Origin of the sequence: Mycobacterium cookii, assembly GCF_010727945.1 — a bacterium.
GTDB classification, from domain to species: Bacteria; Actinomycetota; Actinomycetes; order Mycobacteriales; family Mycobacteriaceae; genus Mycobacterium; species Mycobacterium cookii.
Genome location: NZ_AP022569.1, coordinates 2303815 through 2315426, shown reverse-complemented (window position 1 = coordinate 2315426; position 11612 = coordinate 2303815). Strand labels below are relative to the sequence as shown.

The following is an 11612-nucleotide window of genomic DNA, read 5'->3' as shown; positions in this document are numbered from 1 at the left end:
GCGACCCCATCGTCGCCTACCGAGCCTTGAAGACGGAGACCATGTGGTCGGCGTAATCGGTGACGTAAACGGTGTGGGTGTTCGGATCCACCGCTACCGCGTCCGGGTTGTAGCCGACTGGCTCAGTAGCGATGACTTTGAGCGTCGACCCGTTGATAACGGAGACCGAGTTGTCGGCGAAGTTGGCGACGTAGACGAGGTGGGTGCTCGGATCGACCGCGACCCCGAACGGGTCATTGCCGACCCGCACGGTGCCGGTGACGGTGTGGGTGGAACCGTCGATCACCGACAGAGTCGGGTGTCCGTAGTTGGCGACGTAGACGGTGTGAGTGTCTGAATCCACCGCTACCCCGTCCGCGCTGTTGCCCAGCGGCACGGTGGCAGTGAGGGTGTCCGTTGCCCCGTTGATCACCGACACCGTGTGGTCACCGGAATTGGTGGCGTAGACGGCGTTGGTGACGAGATCCACCGCAACCCCGAACGGACCGTTGCCGACCGGGATGGTGGCGTCGACAGTGCGCGTCAAACCGTTGATCACCGACACCGTGCTGGGATGCCCGTAATTGGCGACGTAAACGTTGTGGGTGTAAGGATTCACCGTCACGCCGAACGGCGCGTTGCCGACCGGCACGGTGGCAATGACGGCGTGGGTCGACCCGTTGATCACGGAAACCGTGTGGGAGTCGGAGTTGGCGACGAAAACGGTGTGGGTGACCGAGTCCACCGCCACGCCGTCAGGGTGGTGACCCACCGGTACGGCCGCAACGACTGTGTGCGACCACCCGTCGATCACGGATACCGTGTCAGGCAGGTTATTCGTGACATAGATCGTGTTTGTCACCGAGTCCACCGCGACGGCGTTCGGACTGGCGCCGCAGGGCACTGCGTTGACGTGCATCGGCCGGTTGACGAATTTGACCCCCGCGAACACGACGGCGACCACTACCACAAGCAAGACCGCCATCATTGCCTCGAACCGGGCCGGATCCGTGGCGGCCAGTCGCGCGAACGGTCGTTTGGCGGTCGGGTTCGACCCGGGGCCGGCGGCTGGTCCCCGCTGCCTCAGCTTGGGAGCGGCCGGGCGGGCCGGCTCGCGGAGTTTGTACCTGGCTGGATCCGTCGGCCCGCGGCTCTTGCGTTCGGCCACATTGGCCGGCCGAGGGACTTTGTGCTCGGTCCAGGTCAGCGCACCAGCGTGATAGGACGCCGAGATGCGCCTGCCGACGGAGTCCTGCTGTGGTGGTGTGATCATGACCCGTCAACCTCAGCCGCGATCAGCTGCATGCCGGGCTCGCGGCGGGCAGGCCACCGCTGTCGGCGGACCGATTCCGCGCGGCGTTGACGCTGGACTTCGCGCAGGTACAGCCACGCGCCCTGCAAGAGTCCCTTTCTGCCGGCTCGAAGCAGAGCGTCCGGGACGCCCCCGGTCGGCGAATCCTGTTGTCCGGAGCCACGATTGGCGAGCAACCGGCTAACCCCCCGCGGGACGAACCGAAAGATGCGCCAGAGGTAGGCCGGCGATGTCAGGATCAGGCTCATGTAAAACGCTGTGAGACCGGCGGAATACCCGAAGAACTGCTTCTCCAGGGCCTCGTCCGTTCGGCGGTGGTAGTGCCAGGTCACGGCGGGAGGCCAGTGCAGAATCGTCGAGCCGGTCTCCAAAAGAAGAGACAGAGCGCGCGTCTCCTCGCCGCCGTGGGTCAAGGTTCCGGCGCCGAGCCGGTTGTCGAAGCCGCCGATCGCGCGCAGCCGCTCGGTCCGGAAAGCCATGTTGCCGCCGGCGCCGAAGTTCGGCAGCGGGTAGAGCGGATCGAATACCGTTGGCGTACCGGCTCTTAGCGCAACCGGCTCGACGCCGCGGCCCTTGTTGAATCCGCCATAGCGTTCGAAGTTGACCTGGGCGGCGGTCTCCAACTCGGCCGGCAACATCAGTCCTGCCACTGCGTCAGGTCGACACGGGTGCGCGAATCCGCGCTTGATCCAGGCGATCCAGTCCGGGTCGGCCACCTCGTCGTCGTCGATCCACGCGATCAGGTCACTGCGCACCTCAGACAATCCGCGGTTCCTGGCACGCGACAGCCCAGGTGCCGGCTCGTGGCAACAGCGCAACCGAACGCAGGTCACGTCGATAGGAGTGCTGGCGGCCGCACCGTCATGTGAGTTGTCGACGACGAGCACCTCGAAGTCCTGATCGGACTGGCGGGCCAGGCTGGCCAGCGTGATTGACAGGCCGTCTGGACGGTCGCGGGTGCAGATCACCACCGTCAGTGACGCGTCGAGCCCGTCGACGGTCTCGTGCGGCTGTGCAGGATCCTCTGCAGCGAAGCGGTCACGCAGGTCGGCCAGGGCGACCGAGGAGTCGCCCTCAAGGTTCAAGAACCGCGTAGCCACCGGAAACCCGTTGTGACGCACCAGGCACCACGCCGTCGCAAACCGGCTGACGTCGACGGCTTCGTGGCTGTAGTCGAGCGCGAGATCGACGTCGACCACCCAGGCCGGCGTGCGTAGTTCGCCACGCTCTATGTCACGCACGGGGCCACCATCGACTCGGCGGTGAGGTCGTGACCACTAGATGGGCAGAAGTACAGCCGCCGACCGGCTTTCGAAAGCGGCGATCTGCTCCTGTGACACGCGACGCACGTCAGCACCCGCATGCACGCGCTTTTCCCAGTCGATCGTCCATGCCACGGCGTCGTGGAAACTGAGCCGACCGCGCCAGCCGAGTTCGCGCTGCGTCTTGGAGTTGTCGAGGGCCAGCAGGTTTGCCTCGTGGGGCTGATTCGTGCCGTCGAGTTCCCAGCGCGCGGCCCCACCCCACAGTTCGGCGGCCAGGGTGGCTACCTCGCCGACCTCGACGAAGCTGTCGGGGCCAGGTCCGAAGTTCCACTGGCCCTGACCGGAACCGGCGAGAAGCCGGTCGACGAGAGTGAGATAACCGTTGAGGCAGTCGAGTACGTGTTGCCACGGCCGTACCGCGTGCGGGAACCGCAGCCGGGGCGCCCGGCCGCTCGCAAAGGCGCCCGTCAGGTCTGGCAGCAGCCGGTCACGACTGACGTCACCGCCACCAATGACGTTGCCGGCGCGGGCAATAGCGGTGGGAGCGCCCGGAAAGCTGCGAACCCAGGACTGAACGAGCAGATCGGCCATCGCCTTCGACGCGCTGTACGGGTCGTTGCCGCCGAGAGGATCGGTTTCGGCGTAACCGGCCTCCTGGTTGTTGTTGCGGTAGACCTTGTCGGTCGTCACAACGACGTGCGCACGTACGGACGGGGTGGCCGCGACGGCCTCCAGCACGTTGAGCGTGCCAATGACGTTGGTTTCGTAGGTGTCCCGCGGCTTGCGATACGACTCGCGGACCAGTGGCTGGGCGGCCATGTGCACCACGACGTCGGGAGCCGCCGCAGATACCGCTGCCGCTGTGCCTTCGGTGTCGCGAATGTCCACCCGAAAGTCGTGAACGAGTTCGTCCGCGAGTTCGGCGCGCTTGAACATGCCGCCCTCGGGCGGTTCTTTGGTGGCTACACCGGATACCTGGTGTCCACGGCTGAGCAGCAGCAGCGTGAGCCAGGCTCCTTTGAAGCCGGTATGGCCCGTTACCAAGTAGTGCACGTTATCTCCTTCAGGCTGTGGCCGCTGCGGGCACGGTGGGTCGTTTGGCGGCGTTGCGTGCGGCTTGGTAGAGGTGTCCGGTGAGTCCGGTGCGGTGGTGGCGTAGGACGGTGCGTAGGACGCGGATGCCGTCGCGGATGGCGTGCAGGTTGGAGGTGCCGGTGCGGCGGGGCAGTTCGAGGCTGGGGACTTCGGCGATGCGCAGGCCGGCTTGCATGGCGCGCACGGTCATTTCGGCTTCGATTTCAAAGCCGGTGGCCGTGAGGCGGAGGTGGTCGAGGTAGCGGCGGTGAAAGGCGCAGTAGCCGTAGCACAGGTCGGTGAGGTGGGCGTGGTAGGCGGTGTTGAAGACGGTGAGCAGAAACCAGTTGCCCAGTCCGCGGAACGGGGTGATGTCGAGTGATCCGCCGCCGCTGATGAAGCGGGATCCTTTGACGAAGTCGTAGCCGTTGTTCAGGAAGTGCAGGTAGTGGCGGATTTCTTGGGGGGACATGCTGCCGTCGGCGTCCATCATGACGATGATGTCGCCGGTGGCGGCCAGAAAGCCGGTGCGTAGGGCGCTGCCTTTGCCGGGGCCTTGTTGGGGTATGACGCGGATGTCGGGGCGGGCGTGGCGGGCGGTGATGAGGGTGACGTCGGTGGAGTCGCCGTCGACGAGGATGATTTCGTCGATGTCGTGGGCGATTTGTTCGAGGACCCAGCCGACGTTGCGGGCTTCGTTGCGCACCGGGATGACCAGGCTGACACTGGGCCGGGTGGGCGATGCGATGGGAGCGTCGGTGGGTGTGGTGGCAGCGGCAAGATGCAGCGCTGGTCCGTGGTCGGTGGGCTGGCCAGCGGCCGAGAGGGTTGTCATAGTCAGCTGCCAATCTGCTCTGCGGCGGTCTTCAGGAACGCCCAAGTCGTATACTGGTGATAGAGCTGCGGCGAGTATTACATACTTTTAGTCGAAACGCAGCCGCCGAACAAACTAGAAGTTTGTTGTTGGCCGGGAAACGAGGTAACGCGGTCAGCGTGCTCGAGGAGTCCGCATGTTTCGGCGGCGGTGTTGCCTGTCCGCGGCGCAGCCGCGGACAGTCGAGAGTCAATGCCGGGCGGGTAGCGACTCTGCGGGCGGCCACAGCGACCAGATTGCGAGATACGCCAGGCCGAAGAAGGCCCCCACTGCAAGGGCCACACCGGTCGACTGCACATAGGCAAGCGGCGAGCGCGCCCAGTTGAGCGTGGTTGCCGCCACCGCACCTGGCTGGGTCACCAGATCCCATGAGTTCCACCGTTGGAAGCGGCCTATCACCACGCCGATTGCGCAGAGGCCGACTGAGAAAACGACCGCGATCCACCCGGTCACCGCACCGAACTCGCGTTCGATCCGCTCATGCACCAAATGCACGGATACCGCCCCGAGGATGACGCCAGTCCATGCCGCGACGCCGTACTGCATCACGTGGCGCCACAGTCCGGTGGAGTTGCTCAGATGCACCACGTCGGTGACCAGATACGGCGCATTGGGCAGGAACGCCAACCATCCCAGACCAAGCGGAATCAGCCAGATCCGCCGGCCTGCCACCGCGATGCCCGCCGCGAAGGCGACCGGAATCGCAGCCAACACGAGGTTCCAGACGAAGAAGTGGGTGGGATAGAGCCGTGGCGGGGCCGGATCGGTCAGGCCCAGAACTAGCGCTAGTCCGATTGTGGCCGTTAGTGATCCGGTGAGGACCGCCCGGCGTAGACGAGTCATGAATGCAGTTTGCCAGGCGTGTGGCGGCGGTCCGGCCCGACGAGCACGGCGCCGGTCCGGGCGCGCATCGGGCGAGAACCCGCGGTCACGGCCTCGTCGCTACCCCCCGCCGTAAAGACTAGTCAACCAGCTATTGAAGCTAAACGATGACAAAAAGTACGTAAATTGCGGTATGGGTGTATCCTCGGTTTGCAGGGTCGGACGAAGTGCCTTCCCGCAACGGCGGCCCCTCCCGGGTCGGCTTGCTTCCCTTAGGAGGAACTCGTGTCTTTCGTGACTACACAGCCTGAGGCTTTGACGTCGGCGGCCGTCGCCCTGCAGGGACTCGGTTCTGGGATGGCTGCCGAGAACGCGGCGGCGGCTCCCCCGACCACCGGCGTTGTTCCCGCGGCCGCCGACGAGGTGTCGGCGTTGACCGCGGCACAGTTCTCCGCCCACGCCGAGCTGTACCAGGCGATCAGTGCTCAGGCCGCAGCGATTCACGAGATGTTCGTGAACACGCTGGGTGTCAGCGCTGCTTCGTATGCGTCTACCGAAGCCGCCAACGCGGCTGCGGCCCTGTAAGCAGCCGAAGTTCAGCCATGGATTACGGGGCGTTATCGCCGGAAATCAACTCCGGGCGCATGTATGCGGGGCCGGGCTCGGGCTCGATGCAGGCCGCTGTCACGGCCTGGAATGGCTTGGCCGCCGAATTGCGTTCTGCGGCATCGTCGTACCAATCGATAATTTCGGAGTTGACCGACGAATCGTGGACGGGTCCGTCGTCGGCAGAGATGGCGGCGGCCGTAGCTCCGTATGTGGCGTGGATCAACGGCACCGCTGCGCAGGCCGAGCAGACGGCCAGTCAGGCAAGCGCAGCGGCCGCTGCCTATCAGACAGCGTTTGCAATGACGGTGCCGCCTGCGATGATCGCAGCCAACCGCGCTCAGCTGATGTCGCTGGTCGCGACGAATACATTTGGTCAAAACACCGCGGCGATCGCTGCCAATGAGACCCAATACGGCGAAATGTGGGCCCAGGACGCCGCCGCGATGTACGGCTATGCCGCGAATTCGGCGGTGGCCAGCCAGGTGACCCCATTCGCCGAAGCGCCGCAGACCACCAATGCGGGCGGGTCGGGCTCGCAGGGCGCCGCGACCGCCCAGGCAGCCGGAAGCGCCGCCGGCAACGCGCAATCGTCGTTGTCGGGGTTGATCTCTCAGGCGCTGCAGGGCCTTGCAACCCCCGCTGCCTCATCGACGTCGTCCGGCACGGGCTTGTCGACGCTGCTGAGTAACCTCCTCGGCGACCTTGGGTTGACGTCGACCAGTGGGTCCGCGACCGGTGGGCTCTCCGGTATCGGCTCCGGCCTGCTCCAGGACTATCTCTACCTCCCGGCCTTCTTCGGCGCTTTCGTGGCGATCGACGCGCTGTCACCGGTTATCTCGATGCTCGAGACTGCCCCACCCGCGGCCGCTGTCGGCGACGTCAGTGGGGGTGGAGCCGACGGGGCTCCGGGTGACCTGAATGGCGCCGGCGGCGGTCCCGTCGGTGACGGGGGCGCCCCGGATTGGGCGAGCGGTGCCGACGGGGCGACCGGGTCGGTGCTGGCCGGCGAGTCCGGCGTCGCTGCGGGCCTGGGCGAGGCGCCATCGTTGGGATCGCTGTCTGTGCCACCGAATTGGCTCTGGTCGGCGGCACCTCCGCCACCCCTGGCGCTTCCCGCGGGGGTGCCGTTGCCCGCGGATGGGGACCTCGGCGCCGGGCTGGGTTTCCCGTTCATGTTCGGCGGGATGCCAGCCGCCGCAGCGGCGGGCGCTGCGGCCGGCGCGGCCGGTGCCGCTGCTTCCAAATTCGGGTCACGCCTCAAAGTCGTCGCACGCCCGCCAGCGGCCGGGTACCCGGCCGAACCAGCGGCTTCGTCGACGGGTTACCCCAGGCCCGCGGCCGGATACTCGACAAACGGGAATGGAAACGGACACGCGCCGCCCGGATATCGGCCGGCAATCGTTTATCTGCCGACGAACGGACACGATCCGGCCCACGTATGACAGCCCACAACAGATCGCCGTTTTCGGGGCCGGTCGGTTCCGCAGTGCCGTGAGCGCATTAATTCAGGGGGTAAACATCGTGAAGTCGGTCGCCGACGCAGCGCGGGCAGAGTGGGCACATCGGCAAGAAGCCGTCGCCGTGAAGACACCAAAGTGGATGCTCAATGGTGAGCATTGAGCTGGATCGGCCGCAAACTTGTGTCGGTCACACTGATGGGGTCGAGCACGACGGAAGCACACCGGGCTCCGATCGAAAAGATGCCCGTAGCGGGGTCATTGACGGGCTGCTGGTCGTCGCGACGGGCATTCTCCTCGTGGCCGTGGGTTATGCCCGCGCTCGAGAAAGCCTGAGTTTTGCCAGTCCGTTATTTTGGGCCGGGCAGATCCTCATCTTCGCCTATGTCGTCTTTCATGTTTTAAAACGGTCGATCGCACCTCGTGACCGTGAATTCCTCGTCATCCTGTACGCGGTGGCCCAATCTCTGATCCGATGGGCATACAGCCCGGTTATGTTCCAGTGGTTCGACGAGCTGCAGCATTTGCGTTCACTCCTCAACGTCCTGTCGTCGCACCATCTTTTCCATACGAATTTCAGCCTTCCGATCAGCCCAAGATATCCCGGTATGGAGAATGTCACTGCCGAGCTCGCCCAGGTGTTACCGGCCACCCCATTCGCCGCCGCCGTGCTGGCCGCCAGTGCCTCCCATGTATTGCTCGCAGCTGCGCTCCTGCTTTTCTTCCGAGAGGTGTCTCAGGTGCAACGCGTGGCGTGCCTCGGGGTATTGCTGTACTTGCTGAGCCCCCAGATCCATTACTTCGATACATCATTCGTCTACGAAAATGTGGCATTGCCGTTCCTCGTGCTTTCCGTCTTCTTTGCCATCCGCTTCGCAATCCATCAGCGTGGACGTACACAGAATTTCGTCGGCCTGTTGGCTTGTGTCGCGATCGCCGTGGTGACACATCACGTCACGGCGTTGGCCACCCTCGCCGTGTTGGCCGGCGTCGCTCTGACATCGTCGCTGTTGCCCGATACTCGTCACCTGGCAAAACCTCTGGCAATCTGTGCCGCCGCCGGGGCGGTCATCGACGGATGCTGGGTGGTGTTCGCAGCACCCGAGACCCGCGAATACCTCGGCGATGTCGGACCGCAGATCCTCAACGGCCTCAGCCAATTCGGGCAGGCCCAGGGAAAGGCCAAGCTACCGACAAGCCTGCCGACTCCCCTGATCGATCACCTGTGCAACCCCGGCGGCGTTGCCCTCATGTTGATCCTGCTCGCTGCGAGCATCCGAATGGCGAGTACCTTGCCGCCATTGCCGCGGTTACTCGTCTGGATGGCGCCTCCGCTATATGCATCGATGATTTTGATTCGATTGTTCGTCGGTTCCAACGCAAATGGTGAGCACCCGGATGGGGCTGAGCTGGCGATCCGCTCGCTTACCTACAGTTCGCTCTTCACCGCGCTGGCAGTGGCGGTGGTCTTGGACCGTCTCGCGGGAACCGCTGCCCGCCGCGTCGGGCCGGTTCGTATGCCGAGCGGTTTCGTCAGTGCGACAGCAATCGCCGTCGTACTTCTTCTGCATTCGACCACTACGGGTCTGCCGCAGTGGTGGCAGCGGCTTCCCGGCCCATTCCGGGCCGACAGTTTCGTCAGCGGAATCGACGTCGTCGGCACCAGCAGGGCTGAGTGGGCGGCAACAAACCTGCAAGCCGGATCGCGCTACTTCGGCGACATCACGTCAATGGCTCTGTTATCAGCGCTGTCCCAGCTGGATCCCGTCAGTAACCCGGGATCGCTTTATGACACCTCCCGCCTCATTCCGGAGGACTCCGCGCTGATCGGCGGTCTGTTGGCCACATATCTGGACGTGGACACGCGAATGACACAACAGGCGCCTGTTACTCGCTACTTTTTCAAGGCCGACGTCATGATGGGCGAACGGGAAGCGCCGATATACAAGTCGAGTCTCGATAAGTTCGATGATCTCGCCGGAATATCCCGAATCTACGACTCCGGCTATGACCATTTCTACGACTTACGAGGGATGCAGGACATCTATGGAAACTAAGTTCTGCAAGATTGACTTAATCCCGGTGGCCGCTCTGGTGTGCTACGTCATATCGCTGCTGCCTTTCATTCCGCGTGAGGTCTCCGGCGCTTTTGGTGTGGCTCTGTGTTTCATTCTGACCGGGGTCGCCGGGACCTGTGCATCTTTGCCCGGCGAGGCGAGCGGCATTGCGCGGTTCACCGCGGCCATGGCCTGGTCGCTGGGAACAGGCATCGTGGGCGGCCTGATTCTCAATTTTCTCCCGTCAGGCCTGGTCCGGTTCAATTGGGTGACATACGCCTTGGCGCTGACGCTTCTCGCCTACGCGGTAGCGCGTGGGCGTGGGGCAGGCAGTCGACTCGAATTGCGACGCCCGAATATGCCCACCCTGACTCCGATCGCCGGCGTGAAAATTGTGGCCGCAGCGATCGCCGTGACGGGAGCAATCGTCATATCCGTCAGCAGTGCGCATCACGTCGCAACGCCTTTCACCGAGATTTGGTTGGTCCCGGATGGGCCGGCACATTCTCCTGTTGGTGCGACGGGCGCGGTATTCGGTATCAGAAGTCATGAAAAGTCGAGTGAAGATTTCATCGCGGTCATCGACACCGGCGCGCACGTGACGACGCATCGAGTGACGCTCGCACCGAACCAGGTGTGGACCCACCCCTTCGCCGTGCAGGGCGAAAAGCCGATGGCCAACGTGTATCGGGCCCGGGTCGCCGATCCTCCATATCGGACGGTGTGGTTTGTCCGGCGATAGAACGGTGCGGGCCCGCGGTCGCGCGGTGCCCGGCCCCAACACGCGGCGGCTTGGTCTGGGACTTGAGCGTGGCAACGCTCCGAAGTCCGCAGGGCGTCGTGTCATCACGATTGCGGTCGCTCTCTTCAGCACGACCGTGATCACCTCAGGGCTGGGCTTTGTGTTTTGGGCTCTCGCCGCGCGCCTCGCCACCACTGAAGTCGTCGGCCGCGCGTCTGCCGTGATCTCTGCAATGCAACTCATCGGATCCTTCGGCACGTTGGGGTTTCACATACTCCTGACCGCCGAACTTCCCGGGCGCGGCGCGGCTGAGGTGAGGCGTCTTGTCGTTACCAGCTTGGGAATTGCCGGCGGGTTGGCGTTCGTGATGGCAGCGGCATATGCGGTCATCGACCACAGCGCCACGAACACCGGCGAATGGATCTACGCCACGCCGGCCGGCGTGGTGCTTTTCGGTGCCGGCACTGCCGCGACGACGGTGTCGGTTGTTCTGGACGGCGCGCTGGTCGGAGTTCAACTGAGCGGTCGGCAGGCGTCACGCAACCTGATTTTCGCCCTCGTCAAGCTGCTGGCGCTGCCCGTCGCAGCATTCGCCATGGGCATGTCACCGGAGGTCATCTTTTCGGTGTGGCTGCTGGGAAACGTGATCTCGTTGCTGACTCTCGGCCTGCGGACTCAGGCGCCGCAGGAGTGGCTGAAAACAATGCCGTCGCTCCGCGGGTTTTCTCCGCTGTGGCGCACCGCCGCAGCGGGCTATCACTGGATCAACATTGCGACCCACGCACCGGCGCTGATCATGCCGATCATGGTCGCCACTCAACTCGGTGCGCAGGCCAACGCCGGGTTTTATGCAGCACTTCTGTTGGTGGGTGTTATCTGGATTGTTCCGTACCACCTTGGCACCGCGATGTTGACGCTCGATGGAGGGAACGCCGGGCACTTTCAGCATGGGCTCAGCACGGCGCTGCGGCTGTCGGGGGTGGTGGCTTTTGTCGCTGCCGTCGGTGCACCGTGCTTGGCGGGTCCTGTCCTGGCTGTCTTCGGACCTGGCTACGAACAGGCCCGCTATTGCCTTATCGCCTTTGCGCTGTGCACATTTGCCAGCGCAGTCAAATCGATCTACATCCCGGTCCGCAAAGCGCAGGGAGCGCTGAGCACGGCCGCGCTGACGATAACCCTCGGCGCAGCCCTCGAACTCGGAGCCGCCGAGCTCGGACTCAAGTTAGGCGGGGTGACTGGAGTCGGCATAGCCTTCGGCGCGGCAATGGTTTTCGAATCGTTCTGCTTCTGGCCGGCCATCGCCAGGATGCGAAAGTCACTCGCTCGGCAGGTTGCAGCGACCGAGCACGGCCATCACGGGGACGAACACAAGATCGCGCTGGGGATCCATGGTGTCTGACGAAGAGCGTTCAACCGACTTC

At 64.3% G+C, this 11612-nt stretch carries 10 protein-coding genes; 5 read left to right on the top strand and 5 right to left on the bottom strand.

What is annotated here, in order from left to right; all coding sequences use genetic code 11:
• Positions 1–16 precede the first annotated feature (16 nt).
• From G6N27_RS10775 to G6N27_RS10755, 5 genes are all read right to left on the bottom strand, one after another.
• The gene (locus tag G6N27_RS10775) at positions 17–1252 is read right to left on the bottom strand and encodes a YncE family protein (RefSeq protein WP_163776328.1); all 1236 of its coding nucleotides are present in this window, start codon (positions 1250–1252) and stop codon (positions 17–19) included.
• Positions 1249–2532, bottom strand: a complete 1284-nt coding sequence (locus G6N27_RS10770; RefSeq protein WP_163776327.1) for a glycosyltransferase family 2 protein — start codon at positions 2530–2532, stop codon at positions 1249–1251. The genes G6N27_RS10775 and G6N27_RS10770 overlap by 4 nt, the downstream gene beginning before the upstream one ends.
• A 36-nt stretch (positions 2533–2568) precedes the next feature.
• Complete coding sequence (rfbG, locus tag G6N27_RS10765; protein WP_163776326.1) at positions 2569–3609, bottom strand: CDP-glucose 4,6-dehydratase; 1041 nt, start codon at positions 3607–3609, stop codon at positions 2569–2571.
• A gap of 10 nt (positions 3610–3619) precedes the next feature.
• On the bottom strand, positions 3620–4465 hold the full coding sequence (locus G6N27_RS10760) for a glycosyltransferase family 2 protein (protein ID WP_163776325.1): 846 nt from the start codon (positions 4463–4465) through the stop codon (positions 3620–3622).
• Positions 4466–4693: 228 nt separating this feature from the next.
• The gene (locus tag G6N27_RS10755) at positions 4694–5347 is read right to left on the bottom strand and encodes a DUF1361 domain-containing protein (RefSeq protein WP_163776324.1); all 654 of its coding nucleotides are present in this window, start codon (positions 5345–5347) and stop codon (positions 4694–4696) included.
• A gap of 264 nt (positions 5348–5611) precedes the next feature.
• On the opposite strand from G6N27_RS10755, the gene G6N27_RS10750 reads away from it, so the two are divergent.
• The 5 genes from G6N27_RS10750 (at position 5612) to G6N27_RS10730 (ending at position 11590) form a co-directional block, all read left to right on the top strand.
• On the top strand, positions 5612–5911 hold the full coding sequence (locus G6N27_RS10750; protein ID WP_163776323.1) for a PE family protein: 300 nt from the start codon (positions 5612–5614) through the stop codon (positions 5909–5911).
• A 17-nt stretch (positions 5912–5928) separates the two neighbouring features.
• A complete protein-coding gene (locus G6N27_RS10745) occupies positions 5929–7377 on the top strand; it encodes a PPE family protein (RefSeq protein WP_163776322.1) in 1449 nt (482 codons plus the stop codon).
• Positions 7378–7544: 167 nt separating this feature from the next.
• Positions 7545–9449 (top strand): glycosyltransferase family 39 protein, encoded by a 1905-nt coding sequence (locus G6N27_RS10740; protein WP_163776321.1) that lies wholly within the window; start codon positions 7545–7547, stop codon positions 9447–9449.
• Positions 9400–10191, top strand: coding sequence for a hypothetical protein (locus G6N27_RS10735; RefSeq protein WP_163776320.1), 792 nt, complete (start codon positions 9400–9402; stop codon positions 10189–10191). Before G6N27_RS10740 ends, G6N27_RS10735 begins: the two co-directional genes overlap by 50 nt.
• 232 nt (positions 10192–10423) lie before the next feature.
• Positions 10424–11590, top strand: coding sequence for a lipopolysaccharide biosynthesis protein (locus tag G6N27_RS10730; protein ID WP_163776319.1), 1167 nt, complete (start codon positions 10424–10426; stop codon positions 11588–11590).
• Positions 11591–11612: the final 22 nt, after the last annotated feature.